Source organism: Bradyrhizobium sp. INPA03-11B (genome assembly GCF_040446015.1).
Taxonomy (GTDB): domain Bacteria; phylum Pseudomonadota; class Alphaproteobacteria; order Rhizobiales; family Xanthobacteraceae; genus Bradyrhizobium; species Bradyrhizobium macuxiense_A.
This window is the reverse complement of record NZ_JASGSR010000018.1, coordinates 67664-84612: the sequence shown is the minus strand read 5'-3', so window position 1 is coordinate 84612 and position 16949 is coordinate 67664. Positions and strand designations below refer to the sequence as shown.

General features: G+C 65.7%; 17 protein-coding genes. 2 read left to right on the top strand and 15 right to left on the bottom strand.

Annotated elements, in window-relative coordinates; genetic code table 11:
• Positions 1-46: 46 nt before the first annotated feature.
• The 10 genes from QMZ05_RS10185 to QMZ05_RS10140 all read right to left on the bottom strand — a co-directional run bounded on the left by QMZ05_RS10185 (position 47) and on the right by QMZ05_RS10140 (position 11338).
• Positions 47-1477, bottom strand: coding sequence for an amidase (locus tag QMZ05_RS10185; protein ID WP_353700642.1), 1431 nt, complete (start codon positions 1475-1477; stop codon positions 47-49).
• Positions 1478-1560: 83 nt separating this feature from the next.
• Positions 1561-2499, bottom strand: coding sequence for a carbohydrate kinase (locus QMZ05_RS10180; protein WP_353700641.1), 939 nt, complete (start codon positions 2497-2499; stop codon positions 1561-1563).
• 9 nt (positions 2500-2508) lie between these two features.
• Positions 2509-4161, bottom strand: a complete 1653-nt coding sequence (locus QMZ05_RS10175; RefSeq protein WP_353700640.1) for an FGGY-family carbohydrate kinase — start codon at positions 4159-4161, stop codon at positions 2509-2511.
• A gap of 138 nt (positions 4162-4299) precedes the next feature.
• Positions 4300-5073, bottom strand: coding sequence for an SDR family oxidoreductase (locus QMZ05_RS10170; protein WP_353700639.1), 774 nt, complete (start codon positions 5071-5073; stop codon positions 4300-4302).
• Between the two features lie 85 nt (positions 5074-5158).
• Positions 5159-6166: an ABC transporter ATP-binding protein gene (locus QMZ05_RS10165; RefSeq protein ID WP_146987008.1), complete on the bottom strand. Its 1008-nt coding sequence runs from the start codon at positions 6164-6166 to the stop codon at positions 5159-5161.
• 15 nt (positions 6167-6181) lie between these two features.
• Positions 6182-7012 carry a carbohydrate ABC transporter permease gene (locus QMZ05_RS10160; protein ID WP_353700638.1) on the bottom strand — a complete coding sequence of 277 codons (831 nt, stop codon included), beginning with the start codon at positions 7010-7012 and terminating at the stop codon, positions 6182-6184.
• Positions 7013-7016: 4 nt separating this feature from the next.
• Entirely contained in the window at positions 7017-7889 is an 873-nt protein-coding gene (locus tag QMZ05_RS10155) for a sugar ABC transporter permease (RefSeq protein WP_050423560.1), read from the bottom strand.
• 135 nt (positions 7890-8024) lie between these two features.
• On the bottom strand, positions 8025-9338 hold the full coding sequence (locus QMZ05_RS10150; protein WP_353700637.1) for a sugar ABC transporter substrate-binding protein: 1314 nt from the start codon (positions 9336-9338) through the stop codon (positions 8025-8027).
• A 371-nt stretch (positions 9339-9709) separates the two neighbouring features.
• On the bottom strand, positions 9710-10663 hold the full coding sequence (locus QMZ05_RS10145; RefSeq protein WP_353700636.1) for a sugar-binding domain-containing protein: 954 nt from the start codon (positions 10661-10663) through the stop codon (positions 9710-9712).
• Positions 10664-10672: 9 nt separating this feature from the next.
• Positions 10673-11338, bottom strand: a complete 666-nt coding sequence (locus tag QMZ05_RS10140; protein ID WP_353700635.1) for an HAD family hydrolase — start codon at positions 11336-11338, stop codon at positions 10673-10675.
• Positions 11339-11451: 113 nt separating this feature from the next.
• On the opposite strand from QMZ05_RS10140, the gene ybaL reads away from it, so the two are divergent.
• Both ybaL and QMZ05_RS10130 read left to right on the top strand, forming a co-directional pair.
• Complete coding sequence (gene ybaL, locus QMZ05_RS10135) at positions 11452-13185, top strand: YbaL family putative K(+) efflux transporter (protein ID WP_353700634.1); 1734 nt, start codon at positions 11452-11454, stop codon at positions 13183-13185.
• Between the two features lie 71 nt (positions 13186-13256).
• Positions 13257-13490 (top strand): hypothetical protein, encoded by a 234-nt coding sequence (locus QMZ05_RS10130; RefSeq protein ID WP_353700633.1) that lies wholly within the window; start codon positions 13257-13259, stop codon positions 13488-13490.
• Between the two features lie 5 nt (positions 13491-13495).
• Here QMZ05_RS10130 and QMZ05_RS10125 read toward each other — a convergent pair whose 3' ends face one another.
• From QMZ05_RS10125 to QMZ05_RS10105, 5 genes are all read right to left on the bottom strand, one after another.
• Positions 13496-13720, bottom strand: coding sequence for a hypothetical protein (locus tag QMZ05_RS10125; protein ID WP_016843345.1), 225 nt, complete (start codon positions 13718-13720; stop codon positions 13496-13498).
• 94 nt (positions 13721-13814) lie between these two features.
• Positions 13815-14090 (bottom strand): chaperone modulator CbpM, encoded by a 276-nt coding sequence (locus tag QMZ05_RS10120; protein ID WP_353700632.1) that lies wholly within the window; start codon positions 14088-14090, stop codon positions 13815-13817.
• The gene (locus QMZ05_RS10115; RefSeq protein WP_353700631.1) at positions 14087-14989 is read right to left on the bottom strand and encodes a J domain-containing protein; all 903 of its coding nucleotides are present in this window, start codon (positions 14987-14989) and stop codon (positions 14087-14089) included. Before QMZ05_RS10115 ends, QMZ05_RS10120 begins: the two co-directional genes overlap by 4 nt.
• Before the next feature lie 122 nt (positions 14990-15111).
• The gene (locus tag QMZ05_RS10110) at positions 15112-15294 is read right to left on the bottom strand and encodes a hypothetical protein (protein WP_353700630.1); all 183 of its coding nucleotides are present in this window, start codon (positions 15292-15294) and stop codon (positions 15112-15114) included.
• A gap of 84 nt (positions 15295-15378) precedes the next feature.
• Positions 15379-16815, bottom strand: coding sequence for a hypothetical protein (locus QMZ05_RS10105; RefSeq protein ID WP_353700629.1), 1437 nt, complete (start codon positions 16813-16815; stop codon positions 15379-15381).
• Between the last annotated feature and the right edge of the window lie 134 nt (positions 16816-16949).

The window sequence follows — 16949 nt, the reverse complement described above, 5'->3', positions numbered from 1 at the left end:
GAACAGGCCGCAGGTTTCACCATGTTCGCGAACCAATGCTAGCCCTTCACGCGGCTAGCGCCGGCCAGCGCCCCAGCAGATCGCTCGCCTGCTCAAAGAGCGCCACGACGCGCAACAGTTCCGCATCGGCCCGGAAGCGGCCGACCAGATGCAGGCCGATCGGCAAGCCATCGCGGCCGAAGCCTGCGGGGATGCTGACCGCGGGATGCCCGGTCATGTTGAACAGCATGGTCCAGGGAAACCAGTGCGGCCGCACGCTATCGAAGCTCTGGCCGTCGATCTCGATGGTGCCGAACAGATCCTGATCGATCGGCAGCGCCGTGCGCGTCAGGGTCGGCATCGCCAAGAGGTCGCCGCGCGCGAGCAATGACTGCACGCGGCGGAACAGCGCGGTGCGGTCGAACATCGCCTGCTGGTAGTCGACGCCGCTCACATCAGCGGCCAGCGCGAGCTGTTTCAGGAAGGTCGGACTGAGGTCGTCGAGATGATCGGCCGCAAGCTTGTCGAAACGGGTGCGCCAGACCGTGTGATTGATGGCGCGCCAGATCGGCTCGATGTCGAAACCATCGCCGGAGAACTCCTCGAGTTCGGCGCCTAAGCCGGCCAACCGGTCGAGGCTCGCCTTGAACGCAGCGGCGACATCAGCGGTCACCGGGCGGCCCGGCGGCGACAGGCAGAACAGCACCCGCCTGCCCCTGAGATCACCGCGCGGCGCGGCAAGGTCGAGATAATCGGGCACCGGAACGCCGATCGACCAGGGATCGGACGGATCCTCGCCGGCCATCGCCTGCATCATCAGCGCGGTGTCGGCGACGGTGCGCGTGGTCGGCGTGACATAGGTCTGGTTGCCGAAGGCGTCCTGCACCTGGCTGTGCGGAATCACGCCGTTGCTCTGCTTGATCCCGACCACGCCGTTGCAGGCCGCGGGAATCCGGGTCGAGCCGCCACCGTCGGTCGCAACCGCAAGCGGCGCGATGCCGCTCGCGACCGCGACCGCCGCGCCACCGCTGGAGCCGCCGCTGGAACGCCCGGCGCTCCACGCATTGCGGGTGCGGCCGAACAGCGGCGAGTCGGTCAGGCACTTGCTGCCGAACTCCGGTGTCGTCGTCTTGCCGAGCAATATTCCGCCCTGCGCGCGAAGCCGGGCGACCGCCACGGCATCGTGGTCGGGCACATTGTCCTTGTAAGGCACCGCGCCGAACGTCGTCCGCACGCCCTTGGTGCTGACGATGTCCTTCACGGTGAAGGGGATGCCATGCAGCAGGCCGAGCGGCTCGCCGGTCATGAGCTGGCGCTCCGCAACCTTCGCCTGCGCCATCGCCTCGTCGCCGCACAGCGTGATGAAGCAGTTCAATTCCGGCTGCAGCCGCTCGGCGCGGGCGAGCACCGCGGCCGTGATCTCGACGGGAGAGATGTCCTTGGCGGCGATGCGTGCGCGAAGGTCAATGGCTGACAGCAGGCACAGATCGTCGCTCATTCTGGCACGCGCTCGCATCGGTCTTCGATCACAAGCATCGTGCCGCGCCCCGTGCGGCAAGTCCATCACCTCAGGCGCATGGCTTACCAATAATCGGCGGGCAGCTCCCGGCTCCGCGGCGGATCGGCGCCGGCGCGGGTGCAGGTGAAGGCGGCGCATTTGCAGGCGAAGGCCAGCGCGCGCGTGAGCTCGGCGGCGGAGAGGTCGCGCAGCCGCTGCCGCGCGATCCGATCGAGCCGGTGCAACGCTGCGAGCAGCGCCGCCTGACAAGAGTCGCCGGCGCCGATCGTATCCACGACATTCACGACCGGCGCCTTGACCTCGATTGATCCGGCCTTTTGATGCCAGGCGGAGGCGCCGTCGTTGCCGCGCGTGATGACGACGAGCGACGCGCCGCCCGACAGCAGCGCCTCCGCCCGCGCGGCATACGCCTCATCGCCGAACAGATAGGCGAAGTCGACGTCGGACATCTTTACGATATCGGCCTTGCCGCAGAACGCCAGCATGCGGGTGCGATAGGCGTCCTTGTCCTTGACCAGGTTCGGCCGGCAATTTGGATCGAGCGAGATCGTCACGTTGGCCCTGATATCCTCGATGAAGGCAAGTGTTTCGGCCGCGCCCTTGTCATGAACCAGCGTGGTCGATCCGGTGTGCAGGCAGGTGATGCCATCAAGCGCGATCGCATCACGCCGATAGGTCCAGTTCCGCGCTGCGGTGTCGGCGTCATAGAAGGCGTATTGCGTCTCGGTGCCGGTGACGCGCGCAAAGGCCAGTGTGGCCTCATGATCGCTGCGGGTGGCGCGGCTGAGATCGACACCTGAAGCTGCGGCATGATCGGCGATCATCCGGCCGAACGTGTCGGTCGCGATGCCGCCGACAAACCCGGTGGGCACATCGAGCCGCGCGCTGCCGATCGCGATGTTGAGGCAGGAGCCGCCGACTGCCGGCGTCATGGCCTCGCGCCCATCCGCCGTCCGTGATGGCAGGAAATCGATCAGCGCATCTCCGCAACTCAGCAGCATGCAAACACCTTAACCCGGCGCCTCGCCGGGCGCGCGCTTCATCGCCTCGCGGCTGTCGCGATCGAGCGCCCGCAGCATCTTGTGCACGCCGCGCTTCCGGCGGTGGAAATCGGCAAGCTCGGGCCTGGTCGGCTCGCTCAACCGCCCGAGCGCCGACATGCCGGCCATTGCGGAGTTAATCGAATGATGCGCGCCGCTGGCGACCGCGCCCAGCATCGCAGCGCCGAGCAATACGGGTTCTTGCGTCTGCGGCAGCGCCACCGCATAGCCTGTCGTGTCGGCCATGATCTGGCGCACCAAGGGGCTGCGGCTGGCGCCGCCGCCGATCACGATGGTCTTGCCGCTGACGCCATGCGCCTGCAGGGTGTCGATGACATCGGCGAGGCCATAGGCGAGGCCGCACAGACCGGCAATGAACAGCCGCTCCAGCGCCGACACGTCGGTGTCGAGATCGAGCCCCGCGATCACCGCGCGCGAGCCTGGATCGGCATAGGGCGAACGGTTGCCGAGAAACTCCGGCAGGACGTGAACGTTGCGCGCGAGCAGCGCGGCCGCACCGGCATTGCCGCTGCGCGCCAGGATGCGCTTCTCGAGATATTCGATCACGTCGACGCCGTCGTTCTTCGCAGCAAGCAAAACTTCGGCATGCGCCGGGTGCGATTTGAGCAGATGATCGATCGCGGCGCCCGCTGCCGATTGACCGCCCTCGTTGAGCCAGAAGCCCGGCACCATGCCTTCGAAATACGGGCCCCAGACGCCGGGCACGAAACAGGGATCGACCGTCGTCGCCATGATGCACGCCGACGTTCCCATGATGTAGGCGAGCCGCTGGCAGACATCGACCTCGGCGCCGGAGCCATCGCGCCCGCCGATCGCGCCGACGCCGCCGGCATGGGCATCGATCAAGGAGGCGCCGACGGCGGTTCCCGGTAGCAAACCCAGATCGCGCGCGGCATCCACCGACAGCCCGCGGCCGAGCGGCGAGCCGGGCGGCACGATCTCGGTGCCGATGCGCCCAAAGCGATCGGCGGCGAGCGCCTCCAGCCCGACGCGCTTGAGGAAGGATTCACTCCAGCCGCCTTCGCCGGCGACATAAGTCCATTTGCAGGTGACGGTGCAGGTCGAGCGCGCCAGCGATCCGGAGGCGCGGAACGAGAGGTAGTCGGCGAGATCGAAGAAGTGCCCGGCGGCTTCGAAGGTCGCGGGCAGATGCCGCTTCAGCCAGAGGATCTTCGGGATCTCCATCTCCGGCGAGATGGCGCCGCCGACATAACGCAGCACGCGGTCGCCGGTCGCGTTGACGAATTCGGTTTCGTCCATCGCGCGGTGATCCATCCAGACCACGACGTTGCGCGCGGGATCGCCGGACGGGCTGACGGTGAGCGGCCGCCCTGCCCGGTCGAGCACGACCAGCGAGCAGGTCGCGTCAAAGCCGATGCCCTTGACCTGCTCGGCGGCAACCGCCGCCTCCCGCATCGCGTTGCGCGCGGAGGCGACGCAGGCCGCCCAGATGTCGTCAGACGATTGCTCGACGATGTCACCGGGTTCATGCCAGACCCGGATCGGATGCCGGGCCGAGCCCAGCAGCTTCCCGGCTTCGTCGAACACACCCGCGCGGGCGCTGGTGCTCCCGACGTCCACCCCGATATAGGCTTGCCGCATTTTCGCTCCGTCAGAACGCGACGCCGTTGCTTGGAACGTTATCGCGCTCGCACTTCTTGTATCAGCATCGTCCGGAAAACCGGTCCCCACGTTGCGCTAACGCGGCCGTTCCGGTCCGGATCATGCTTCGACGCGAGCCTACCAGCAAGTGTAACCGCCATCGACCAGAACGATGCTTCCGGTCATCAGGCTCGCCGCCTCGGAGGCAAGGAACAAGACCACGGAAGCGATCTCGTCGACCTGCCCCATCCGCGCCATCGGGGTTCCACCGATCCAGGCGTCATACATTTTGGGGCTGTTCTTCACGAAGGCGTTCAGCGGCGTCTCGATATAGGTCGGCGCCACCGCGTTGACGCGGACCCCGCGCGCGCCCCATTCGGCCGCGAGCGATTTGGTCAGATGATGCACCGCGGCCTTGGAGGCATTGTAGAAGCATTGTTCCTGCGGCTTGTTGACGATGAAGCCGGACATCGAGCCGACATTGACGATGGTTCCGGATTTGGCCTTCAGCATGTGATTGCCGAAGGCGCGGCAGCACCAGAAGGTGCCGTTCAGGTTGACGTCGATGACGTTGAGCCAGTGCTCGTCGGTCACGGTCTCGGCCGGCGTCTCGCTGCGGGCAATGCCGGCATTGTTGACGAGGATGTCGACCTTGCCGTACTTGCGCACCAGTTCGTCGGCGACCGCCGAGACGCGGCCGGAATCCGTCACGTCCATCAGCGCGATATCGGCGTCGAAGCCCTTGGCCTTCAGCGTGGCCTGCGCGTCATTGGCGACCTTGGCGTCGCGATCGCCGATGATGACCTTGGCGCCGGCTTCCGCCAGCGCTTCGGCGCAGGCGAGCCCGATGCCCTGACCGGCGCCGGTGATGATGGCGGTCTTGCCGCCGAGCTTGAATTTCTCGAGATACATTTTCTTCTTCCTTTGCCTAGAGCCCGCGTTTCGCGGGCGTGCCGCCCCGGCCAGAGCGAGATCGACGGCGGAGACCCTCCACGCTCTACGCGTGGATCGATTTGCCGCTGTCGTCGAAACGATGGATGCGCGCCGGATCCGGGATCAGCGACACCTTGTCGCCGGGATGCAGGTCGAGCTCGCCGATGTAGCGCGCGGTCAGCATTCCCTGCGGCCCGGCATCGACATAGAGGAAGGTGTCGCTGCCGAGATGCTCGGCGACCGAGACCGTGCCGTGCCAGCCGCCCTGCCCGTCGCGCTCGACCTTCAGATGCTCCGGCCGCACGCCGATGGTGGTGGCGCCCTGTTGCTTGGCGAGCTCGCCGGTGACGAAATTCATCTTCGGCGAGCCGATGAAACCGGCGACGAACAGGTTTGCCGGCTTCTCGTAGAGTTCGAGCGGCGAACCATATTGCTCGATCTTGCCGCCGTTCAGCACCACGATCTTGTCGGCCATGGTCATGGCCTCGACCTGGTCGTGGGTGACGTAGATCGCCGTGGTGCCGAGCTGTTTCTGCAGGCGTGTCACCTCCAGCCGCATCTGAACGCGCAGCGCGGCATCGAGGTTCGACAGCGGCTCGTCGAACAGGAACGCCTTCGGCTCGCGCACGATGGCGCGCCCAATCGCGACGCGCTGGCGCTGGCCGCCGGAGAGCTCGCGCGGCTTGCGGTCGAGATAGGGGGTCAGGTTGAGCGTCGCAGCCGCGGCCTCGACCTTGCGGTTGATCTCGTCCTTGGCGATGCCGGCCATCTTCAGGCCGAACGCGATGTTGCCGCGCACGCTCATATGCGGATAGAGCGCGTAGGACTGGAACACCATCGACAGGCCGCGCTTGGCCGGCGGCACGTCGACCACGTTGCGCCCGTCGATCAGGATGGCACCGCCGGTGACATCCTCGAGCCCCGCGATCAGCCGCAGCAGCGTGGTCTTGCCGCAGCCGGACGGACCGACGAACACCACGAAGGAGCCGTCGGCGATGTCGAGGTCGGCGCCCTTGATGATGTGGACCGGCCCGAACGATTTTTGCACACCCTGCAGCGTAATCTGACCCATGGAAAAGCCTTTCTGCTACTTGACCGCGCCGAAGGTCAGGCCGCGGACGAGCTGCCGCTGACTGAACCAGCCGAGCACGAGAATGGGCGCGATCGCGAGCGTCGACGCCGCCGACAATTTGGCCCAGAACAACCCTTCCGGGCTGGAATAGGATGCGATGAACACGGTGAGCGGCGCGGCCTCGAGCGTCGACAGATTGAGGGTCCAGAACGCCTCGTTCCACGCCAGGATCAGGTTGAGCAGCAGGGTCGAGGCGAGCCCCGGCACCGCCATCGGCGTCAGCACGTAGATCAGCTCGCGCCCGATCGTGGCGCCGTCCATTCGTGCCGCCTCTAAGATGTCCTTCGGGATCTCCTTGAAATAGGTGAACAGCATCCAGATCACGATCGGCAGATTGCCGAGGCACAGGATGAAGATCAGGCCACTTCTGGTATCGAGCAGGCCGACCGTCCGGAAGATCAGGTAGATCGGCACCAGCACGCCGACGGGCGGCATCATCTTGGTGGAGAGCATCCAGAGCAGCACGTCCTTGGTGCGCTTGGTCGGCGAGAAGGCCATCGACCACGCCGCGGGAATCGCAATCAGCATCGCGATCAAGGTCGAGCCACCGGCGATGATGATCGAGTTGAGCGCATGGTGGAAATAATCGCTGCGCTCCTGCACCGTGACGTAGTTCTCCGTGGTCCAGTGGAAGAACAGGAACGACGGCGGGATCGCGAAGGCTTCAAGCTCGGTCTTGAAGCTCGCCAGCACCATCCAGAGGATCGGGAAGAAGATCAGGAATCCGACCAGCCAGGCGGCTGCCGTCGAGATCACCTTGCGCCGTGTCGTGACCATCCGCGCCATGACGTTACGCCTCCAGATTCCGGCCGACGATACGAACGAGGAAGAACGCGACGATGTTCGCCAGCACCACCGCGACCAGGCCGCCCGCCGAGGCGCTGCCGACGTCGTACTGGATCAGCGCCTGCGAATAGATCAGGAAGGCGATGTTGGTGGTCTGTAGGCCGGGCCCGCCGCCTGTGGTGACGAAGATCTCGGCAAACACCGTGAGCAGGAAGATGGTCTCGATCAGGATCACCACCGTAATCGGGCGCGCTAAGTGCGGCAGCGTGATGTAGATGAAGGTCGAGATCGCGCTCGCGCCGTCCATCTCGGCCGCCTCCTTCTGCTCCTCGTCGAGCGATTGCAGCGCGGTCAAGAGGATCAGGGTCGCGAACGGCAGCCACTGCCAGGAAATGATCAGGATCACCGCGAACAGCGGCGCATCGTTGAACCAGTCGATCGCCGGCAGCCCGAACAGATGCGCGATCCAGGCGAACAGGCCCGACACCGGATGCATCAACAGGTTCTTCCAGACCAACGCGCTCACTGTCGGCATCACGAAGAACGGCGCGATCACCATCAGGCGGACGATCGAGAGCCCGACCACCTGCTGGTCGAGCAATAACGCCAGCGGCACGCCGAGGATAATCGTGATCGCGAGCACCGAGCCGACCAGCACCAGCGTGTTCTGCAACGAGGCGAGGAAGGCCGGATCGGTCAGGAAGTAGCGGAAGTTTTCCAGCCCGACAAAGGACTCGGAGCCGGGATCCAGCAGATTGTAGTGCAGGGTCGCGAAGTAGAGCGTGAGCGCCAACGGCACGATCATCCAGATGAACAGCAGCGCCACCGCGGGCGTGAGCAGCGTGCGTGCGAGCAGTTGGGTCTGCTGGGTCGCCATCCCCGCCTCCTTCTTCAAGGAAAGGAGCGACCATCCCGCTGCGGGACAGGATGGTCGCGAGTGATCCAGCTCGGGAGGTCTAAGCTGGTCGGCGGCCAGGGCGTTTGACACGCCCTGGCGATCGGAACGCGTGGATTATTTAATGTAGCCCGCGCGCTTCATCTCGCGCTCGGTCGCGGACTGCGCGGCGCTGAGCGCAGCATCGACCGTGGTCGAGCCGGACAACGCGGCCGAGAACTGCTGGCCCACCTGGGTGCCGATGCCCTGGAACTCAGGGATCGCCGCATACTGCACGCCGACGTAAGGCACCGGCTTCACGGTCGGGTGGCTCGGATCAGCCGCATCGATTGAGGCCAAGGTCATCTTGGCGAACGGCGCCGCCTTCAGATACTCGGGATTCTGGTACAGCGAGGCCCGTGTTCCCGGAGGCACGTTGGACCAGCCTTCCTTCGACGCGACGAGCTTGGAATAATCCTTGCTGGTCGCCCAGGCGATGAACTTCTCGGCCGCATCGACCTTCTTCGAGCCGGCGGGGATCGCCAGGCTCCACGCCCACAGCCAGTTGGCGTTCTTGCCGAGGCCGGTATTCGGCGCCAGCGCGAAGCCGACCTTGCCGGCGACCGTGGACTGCGCCGGGTTGGTCACGAACGACGCCGCCACCGTGGCGTCGATCCACATCGCGCATTTGCCGGCGTTGAACAAAGCGAGATTCTCGTTGAAGCCGTTGGAGCTGGCGCCGGGAGGACCGGCCTGCTTCATCAGGTCGACATAGGTCGTGAGCGTCTTCTTCCATTCCGGCGAGTTGAACTGCGGCTCCCACTTCTCGTCGAACCAGCGCGCGCCGAAGGAATTGGCCATCGCGGTCAGGAACGCCATGTTCTCGCCCCAGCCGGCCTTGCCGCGCAGGCAGATGCCGTAGACGCCGGCTGATTTGTCGGTCAGCTTCTTCGCCGCATCGACCACGAAATCCCAGGTCGGGCTGTCCGGCATCTTCAGGCCGGCCTTGTCGAACAGGTCGGTGCGGTACATCACCATCGAGCTCTCGCCGTAGAACGGTGCGGCGTAGAGCTTGCCGTCGACCGAGACCGCATCCTTGATCTTCGGCAGCAGGTCATTGACGTCGTAATCGGCGCCGAGCTTGTCGAGCGGCACCAGCCAGCTCTTCTTGGCCCAGATCGGCACCTCATAGGTGCCGATGGTGAGCACGTCGAACTGGCCGCCCTTGGTGGCGATGTCGGTGGTGACGCGCTGGCGCAGCACGTTTTCCTCGAGCGTCACCCATTTGACTGATATGTCGGGATTCTTCGCGGTGAATTCGCTGGTGAGCCCCTGCATGCGGATCATGTCGCCGTTGTTGACGGTCGCCACCGTCAGCGTGGTCTGGGCGATCGAGGGGGCAGAGATCAAAAGAGCAGCCGCGCCCGCAACGGCGCAAAGGACGTTTTTCAAGGTGACCTCCCTTATGTCACGTTGAGCATATGCCCACGTGTTGAGCGTATGTTCAACCTGTCGCCAAATTTTGTCAAGCGCGCGGGTGGCGTCGCAGTGCGCGATTGCGGGTTCCACCGCACGTTGGAAGGGAGGTTTTGCGGAAGCATGGGGAGCGCTGAGCAGCTTACGAGCTGGCCTCGATCGCGACCGCAGCGGGACTGCGCTCCCTCGCCCCCGTTCTTACGGGGAGAGGGTTGGGGTGAGGGGCCCTCTCCGCGCATACGGAAGCAGAGGAATGCGTGGAGACTCCCCCTCACCCGGAATGCATCTGGCGATGCATTCCGACCTCTCCCCGCAGGCGGGGCGAGGTGAAGTGCAGCGCGCTGATCCTAACTATCCAGCACCGCGCGCGCGGTCGCCTCATCGGTGATCAGGCCATTGATCACCCGGCCCGCCAGCGCGGCCTTGATCGACGGCACCTTGGCGACGCCGACGGCGGCCGCGATCGTGGTCGAGACCGCGGGGATCTGCGGCGGGATGCTGGTCAAACGTTTGTTGGTGCCGCCCTTGATCAGGCGGCCCTTGGCGTCATAGGCCCAGCCGGTCACCTCGCCGACCGCGCCGAGCCGCATCATCTCCAGCAGCTCCTCGCGGGTGACGAAGCCGTCGACATGAACCTGGGCCTTCTGGTCCATCTGGCCGATGCCGATCAGCCGCAGATCGGCCTTGGCGGCGACCGCCCTCACCCGCGCGATCGGGTCGATGCGCACCATGCGGTTGCGCTCGTCCTCGCTCGACATCAAAAACGGCAGCGGCATCGGGTAGTGCCGCGCGCCGGTGCGGTCGGCGAGCCGGCCCACCGTGTCGTAGAAGCTCGCCGAGCCGTCGGCGGAGATATTGCCGACCAGCGAAACGATCTGGTGATCGGGCCGTTCGATCGGCGAGACCCGCTCGACCGCAGCGCGCACCGCGCGGCCGGTGCCGAGCGCCACGATGACCGGCGTCTCCGAGCGCAGCGTCGTCTCCAGCAGATTGGCGCTGCGCTCGGCAATCCCTGCATTCGATAGCGGCGCCGCCGGATCTGTCGGCACCACGTCGCAATGCACCAGATCGAACCGCGCCTTCAGCCGCGAGGCCAGCTCCATGCAGGCCGCAATCGGGTGCTCGAGCCGGAACGTGATCAGCCGCTCGGCCAGGCACAGCGACACCAGGCGCTGCGCCGAGGCGCGCGACACTTGCAGCATTTTCGCAATCTCATCCTGGGTGTGGCCTGCGATGAAATACAGCCAGCCGGCGCGCGCCGCATCGTCGAGGCGGGACTTTTCATTGTCGGGCGCAGCCATCGTCCTGTGTCAGCCTTCGTTCCAGAAATCATTCATCGCGGCGAAGATTCGATCCGCCCCCGCCTGCCGCAGCAGAGCACTGCCGTCCGCCAGCCGATAGTGGGTGCCGCCGATGAATCCCCATACTTTCATGTCCGCGGCCTTCGCTGCCATCACCCCGCTGACGCTGTCCTCGATCACAAGCGTGCGGCCCGGCTCGGCTCCCATCGCACCTGCCGCATACAAGAACAGATCCGGCGCCGGCTTGCCGTGTTTGACCATCTGCGAGGTGTAGAGACGTGGCCCGAAGCTCGACGCAAGACCGGTCAGCTCCAGCGAAAACTTCACCCGCTCGAGGTCGCTCGACGAGGCGACGCAATACGGCAGATGCAACTCCCCAAGCACCGCCGCGATGCCGGCAATCGGTTTGAGTTGAGACCGGAATGTCTCGCGGACCTGCACCGCCAGTTCCGGCAGGAACGTCTTGGGCAGCGGCTTGCCAACGCCCTGGCAATAGTCCAGCAGGGCCGTGGCGCTGCGCCCGAGGAAGAGCTCGAGCGCCCGCTCGGTGCTCATCTCGATGCCGATCTGAACCATCGCGTCGGCGAGGCAGCGGCAGCTCAATTCCTCGCTGTCGACGAGCACGCCGTCGCAGTCGAAGATGACCAGATCGGTCTCGGGAAGCCGCGGATCCATCCCGGCATGAGATCATATGCTCACGTTATGAGCAATAGATCACAGTTTCGCGCGGAATGCCGCGCCTCAAATGGTCGCGGTGCACCGCCGGGAATGCTGTGCGACAAGGCGAAATGCCGCATGACACACCTCTGATCGCGACCGTTGTCGCGGGCCTCGGCCTCGCCTTCGTCTTCGGAACCATCGCCCAGCGCTTTCGGGTTCCGCCACTGGTCGGTTATCTGCTCGCGGGCGTCGCCGTGGGTCCGTTCACGCCCGGCTTCGTCGCCGATCAGGCACTGGCGACCGAGCTCGCCGAGCTCGGTATCATCCTCCTGATGTTCGGCGTCGGCCTGCATTTCTCGCTGAACGATCTGCTGTCGGTGCGCGCGATCGCAGTGCCCGGCGCGGTCGCGCAAATCGCGGTCGCGACACTGATGGGTCTCGCCCTCGCATTGCTGATGGGCTGGACCGTCGGCGCCGGTCTGGTGTTCGGGCTTGCATTGTCCGTCGCAAGTACCGTCGTCTTGTTGCGCGCGCTGCAGGAGCGGCGACTGATGGACACCGAGCGCGGCAAGATCGCGGTCGGCTGGCTGATCGTCGAGGACCTCGCCATGGTGCTGGCGCTGGTGCTGTTCCCGGCGGTGGCGAGCTTCCAGGGCGGCAACGGCGCAACGCTCGTCTCCGATCCGCTCGCCGCCCGCTTCGGCCTCGGGTTGACCGGCGTGCTGGTGCTGACGCTGATCAAGATCGCCGTGTTCATCGCGCTGATGCTGGTGGTCGGACGCCGGCTGATCCCATGGGTGCTGCACTACATCGCGCACACCGGCTCGCGCGAGCTGTTCCGGCTGACCGTGCTTGCGATCGCGCTCTGCATCGCCTTCGGCGCGACCAAGCTGTTCGGGGTTTCGCTCGCGCTCGGCGCCTTCTTCGCCGGGATGATGCTGCGGGAATCGCCGCTGAGCCAGCGCGCCGCGCAGGAGACGCTGCCGTTGCGCGACGCCTTCGCGGTGCTGTTCTTCGTCTCCGTCGGCATGCTGTTCGATCCGCTCAGCGTGGTGCGCGAGCCCTGGCCGTTCGCAGCAACCCTGTTCGTCATCGTGGTCGGCAAGTCGCTCGCCGCGCTCTTGATCGTCGTGCTGTTCAGGCATCCAATGGCGACCGCGCTGATGATCTCGGCGAGCCTCGCCCAGATCGGCGAATTCTCCTTCATCCTCGCCGAGCTCGGCGTAGCCCTCAACCTGCTTCCGAAGGCCGGTCGCGACCTGATCCTGGCCGGCGCGATCTTCTCGATCATGCTCAACCCGCTGGTGTTCGCGGTGGTCGACTGGCTGACGGCGCGGCTCGACAAGCCGCAGGCCGCCTCGCCGACCGCCGCGACATCAGAGCCGATCCCGGTCACGGACTTGCAGGATCACACCATCCTGGTCGGCTACGGCCGGGTCGGCAGCATCGTCGGCGACGCCCTGCATCAGCGCAACGCGCCGTTCCTTGCGGTCGAGGCGTCCGACGACATGGTCGCCAGGCTCAAGCAGCGCGGCATCGAGGCCCTGATGGGCAATGCCGCGCGCGCCAGCGTGCTGCGCGCGACCAATCCGTCGGGCGCGCGATCGCTGGTCATCGCCATTCCGGAAGCGTTCGAGGCCGGACAGATCGTCGAGCAGGCCCGCGCCGCGAATGCCGACATCCAGATCATTGCGCGCGCGCATTCCGATGCCGAGGTCGATCACCTGAAGGGGCTCGGGGCCGACATCGTGATCATGGGCGAGCGCGAGATCGCTCGCGGCATGATCGAGGAGCTCGACCGGCGACACGCAGCTGTGGCCACGCAACATCCGCCCGCCGCCAGGGAAGATTCCGCAGCCTGAGGTGACGGCGCGCACCGGCCAGGTGCGGTGATGCCCGCGCCTTGCGATCACGCGATAGAGGGAGACAGGATATGGCGTTCAAGAGCCCGCACGTTTCGCTGGTGTCGTTCTTGATCGAGATCGGCGCCGAGGCCACGACCAATGTGATGCAGATCGAGACCGATTTGCATCTGAACACGCGTCATCCGAGCTACGACGCTGCCGCAATCGAGCGGCTGGTGCGCGATGCGCAGACCTATCTCGCCGGCAATGCCGACCAGATCACGCAAATCCGGCTGGTCTCCACCCGCAGCGGCCAGACCTGAGCAAATCAGCCGCCGAGGAATGCGGGCGCCAGATCTTCCTGCACGATGATGTTGGCGGCTTCCGTCGTCAGCTCGCTGCCGACCAGATCGAGATTCTTCGCGGCCTCGAATAGCATCGAGCGGACGTCATCCGGCGTCAGCACGCCCTTGGCAATCAGCTTGCGCACCAGCGCCTGCAGGATGAGAACGTCGATCTCGCCATGGGCCAGCGGCGTCGGCTTGTCCGTCATGATCGTCTCCGAGGGCTGAAGTTCGACTCAGGCGAGCTTGCTGTTTGAGCATGCTCTTTTCGGAAAACCGCTTCGCACTTTTCCGGATCATGTTCTAGCGCTGCGGTGACGCGATATCCTTGTGCAATTCTTCGAACGCGCGGCGCAAGCCATGCAGTTGGTCGACCAGATGGAGGATGACGTCGATCCCCTCGTCGTTGACGCCGAAGTCGCCCTTCAGATCCTGGATCAGATGCGCGCGCGCCAGGTCGGTGTCGGAGAAACTGACTTCGTGAGCGGTCTCGTCCGGAACCAGCCATTGCTGCTCGATCCAGAACTCCAGGGTCTGCACCTCCAGACCCGCATCGATGAGGAATTGCTGCTTGTTCATGACGCACCATCCTCGCGCGGATTGAATGCCTTGCGATCCCAGTTCGACACAAACGCCTCGAGCGCGGGATCGGGTCCCTTGGGCAGGACCACCTTGAGCTTGACGAATTCATCGCCATGGCCGCCGCCGACCTTGGGCGCGCCCTTGCCGCGCAACCGCATCGTCGTGCCGGTGTTCGAGCCCTTCGGAACTGTCATGGTGACGGCGCCGGTCGGGGTGGGAACGTTGACCTTGCCGCCGAGCACGGCCTCCGACAGCGAGATCGGCAATTCCAGCGAGATATCGTCGCCATCACGGGTGAAGCGCGGGTCGGGTCGAACCTCGACCTCGATCAGCGCGTCGCCCGGACCGCCCTTGCCACTGCCCGGCATGCCCTTGCCGCGCAGACGGATGATTTGTCCGTCGACGAGTCCCGGCGGGATCGTCACGTCGAGCGTGCCGCCATCAGGAAGCGTCAGCCGCTTGCTCGCACCGGTGATCGATTCCGCGAAATCGATCGGAAGGCTGTAATGCAGGTCGCGGCCGCGTCGGTTGGCGCGCGCCTGCTCGCTGCGCCGAAGCAGCTCGGCAAACGCGTCGTCCTGATACATGTAGTCGGCATAGCCGGAGCTGTCGGCATAGGAATGCCCCGCATCCGCGGTGGCGAAATCCCGGTAGTAGCGATGCTGCGGACGCTCGGCGCCGCTGGCGTCGATCTCGCCGGCGTCGAAGCGCTTGCGCTTGTCGGCATCGCTGAGCAGATCGTTCGCAGCAGCGACTTCCTTGAACTTGTCCTCGGCCGCCTTGTCACCCGGATTGAGATCCGGATGCAGCTTCTTTGCCAGCTTGCGATAGGCCTTCTGGATCTCGGCCGCGGACGCCGTCGGGGCAACGCCAAGGACCTCGTACGGATTTCCCACAATCTGCTCCGCAACACCGTGAGTGCACCTGCAATCATGAGGGCGCAAAAGCCGGCGATTTGCAAGTGCGCAGGCGCGCTGCCCGCGAACAGGCAACGCAGCATGCGCTCAGATCACGGGCGCTACGAGGTATGTCCGGGATCCAGATATTTCGGCATGTTCTTTTCCTGCTGCGGCGTCATCTTGGCGGTGTCCGGCTTGCCGGGCACGCCCCTCGGCCCGAGCAGGGCCCGCTGTATATCGTCCTCGCTCAAGCGAGGCTTGCCGTCGTCAAGCTGTCCGTCGCCACCGTGACCCTGTGCCATGACCGACCTCCAGTGATGATCGCGCGCGCGGGCAAAGCAGAGTGCGCGCTCCGCCGGAACGAGCCGGCGGAGCGCGATCTTACCTCAGTGTTGCTCCTGCCGCTTCTCCTCCGCAGGATGACCTGCGGGCGCGCCGTGGGGAGGCGCCTGAACATGCGGCGCGGCCGGATGTGGCGCCGGCGCCTGAACGTGCGACTCCGGCCGGGCCGCCGGCTGCGGATGCACCTCGGCTGGCTGCGGATGCGCGGCCGGCGGCTGCGGAGCATGCGCCTCGGGGTGCGGCAACGCCTCAGGCCTTGCTGCCTGCTCGGGCCGCGCGGCCGGCTTCGCGGCTGGCTCGGGCCGCGGCTCCTCCTTGCGCACTTCCGGTGCGGCAGGCCGCGCTGCTTCCGTTGCAGGCCGCGGTTCGACCTTGGGCGCGGCGGCAGGTGCCGCGCGCTTCTCTTCGACCGCGGGCTTGTTCACCTCGGCGGGTGGATGCGCAGCAACGCCCTTCTCGGGGACCGGAAGCGCGTGAGATCCGGCAGGCGCTGGAGCGGCAGGATGCGGCTCGACCTTCGTCTCGGGCGTGGGAGCTGCGTGCTTCTCCTCGACCGCAGGCTTGTTCTCCTGAGCGGTCGGATGCGCCGCGGGAACTTCCTTCCCCGGGACCGGGAGCGCGTGAGAGGCAGGCGGTGCATTCGCAGTCGCAGGCGCAGGTGCAGCTGGGGCCCCTGGCCGCGCCGGCTCCCCGGCCGCCGGCTTTGCGGCGGTGGCAGGCACGGCCTCACCGGCCGGACGTGCGCGGACCACGCCCGGTCCCTTCAACTCGCCGGGACGCGCGGTGGCGCCGACGGCGGGCACACCATTATTGGCGCGCTTGAACAGGCTCGGATCCTGGCTCGCGGTCTCGACCTGCTTGCGTTGCAACGGCGTCGCCGCAAAATGCTGCTCCTTGGCGACCGCGCGATCGGCAGCAGTCGGCCGCGCTTCGATGCCGCCGGTGCCGCCATTGTAACTGACGTTGTTGACGGTGGTCTGGTTGATCGTGACGTTCTTCTCGTAGACGTTGTTGATCTGCGCGCCTTGCAGATTGTTCACGGTGCGATTGTAGAAGAAGTTGCCGTGATCCCAGCGGCCGCCTTCATAGCCCGAACCGCCGTAGCCGAAGCCGTAATTGATGCCGCCGTAGAAGCCGACGCGATCACCCCAATAGCCCTGATGGAAAATGAAGCCGCCGCCGAACGCGCCCCAGTAGCCGGGAGTCCACAGCAGCCCAACGCGTGGCGGCTGCACCCAGGTGCCCGGCACCCAGTAGTAATCGCCGCGATCATCGTCCCACGACCAATTGCCCGGCGACCACATGTAACCGGGCCCAGGCACCGGCGGCTGATCGTACGTCGGCAACGGCGGCGGCGGAGAGTCGACAGCAGAGACCGGCGCGCATGCCGCATCCTGTGCGATTGCTGGCACGGCGGAGACATAGAACAGCGCCGTGGCAATCGCTGCACACGACACGGTCGATAGAAGACGAGTGGTCATTGGGAGCCTCTTCGATGAGCACGAGCCCGTTAACGTGAGAGCCGGAACAAAAGTTCCGTGCATCGGCAACGCACCGACACACTTCATCGCTAGCGCCTTGACCTTACACCAGCCTGAAACAGCTCGAAACACAG

Bases quoted from the DNA above. Each gene is read 5' to 3' on its own strand.
- QMZ05_RS10185 (WP_353700642.1), bottom strand. From the start codon at position 1,477: ATGAGCGACGATCTGTGCCTGCTGTCAGCCATTGACCTTCGCGCACGC.
- QMZ05_RS10125 (WP_016843345.1), bottom strand. From the start codon at position 13,720: ATGACGGACAAGCCGACGCCGCTGGCCCATGGCGAGATCGACGTTCTC.
- QMZ05_RS10155 (WP_050423560.1), bottom strand. From the start codon at position 7,889: ATGGCGACCCAGCAGACCCAACTGCTCGCACGCACGCTGCTCACGCCC.
- QMZ05_RS10175 (WP_353700640.1), bottom strand. From the start codon at position 4,161: ATGCGGCAAGCCTATATCGGGGTGGACGTCGGGAGCACCAGCGCCCGC.
- QMZ05_RS10130 (WP_353700633.1), top strand. From the start codon at position 13,257: ATGGCGTTCAAGAGCCCGCACGTTTCGCTGGTGTCGTTCTTGATCGAG.
- ybaL (WP_353700634.1), top strand. From the start codon at position 11,452: ATGCCGCATGACACACCTCTGATCGCGACCGTTGTCGCGGGCCTCGGC.
- QMZ05_RS10145 (WP_353700636.1), bottom strand. From the start codon at position 10,663: ATGGCTGCGCCCGACAATGAAAAGTCCCGCCTCGACGATGCGGCGCGC.
- QMZ05_RS10110 (WP_353700630.1), bottom strand. From the start codon at position 15,294: ATGGCACAGGGTCACGGTGGCGACGGACAGCTTGACGACGGCAAGCCT.
- QMZ05_RS10140 (WP_353700635.1), bottom strand. From the start codon at position 11,338: ATGGATCCGCGGCTTCCCGAGACCGATCTGGTCATCTTCGACTGCGAC.
- QMZ05_RS10170 (WP_353700639.1), bottom strand. From the start codon at position 5,073: ATGTATCTCGAGAAATTCAAGCTCGGCGGCAAGACCGCCATCATCACC.
- QMZ05_RS10160 (WP_353700638.1), bottom strand. From the start codon at position 7,012: ATGGCGCGGATGGTCACGACACGGCGCAAGGTGATCTCGACGGCAGCC.
- QMZ05_RS10165 (WP_146987008.1), bottom strand. From the start codon at position 6,166: ATGGGTCAGATTACGCTGCAGGGTGTGCAAAAATCGTTCGGGCCGGTC.
- QMZ05_RS10105 (WP_353700629.1), bottom strand. From the start codon at position 16,815: ATGACCACTCGTCTTCTATCGACCGTGTCGTGTGCAGCGATTGCCACG.
- QMZ05_RS10180 (WP_353700641.1), bottom strand. From the start codon at position 2,499: ATGCTGCTGAGTTGCGGAGATGCGCTGATCGATTTCCTGCCATCACGG.
- QMZ05_RS10120 (WP_353700632.1), bottom strand. From the start codon at position 14,090: ATGAACAAGCAGCAATTCCTCATCGATGCGGGTCTGGAGGTGCAGACC.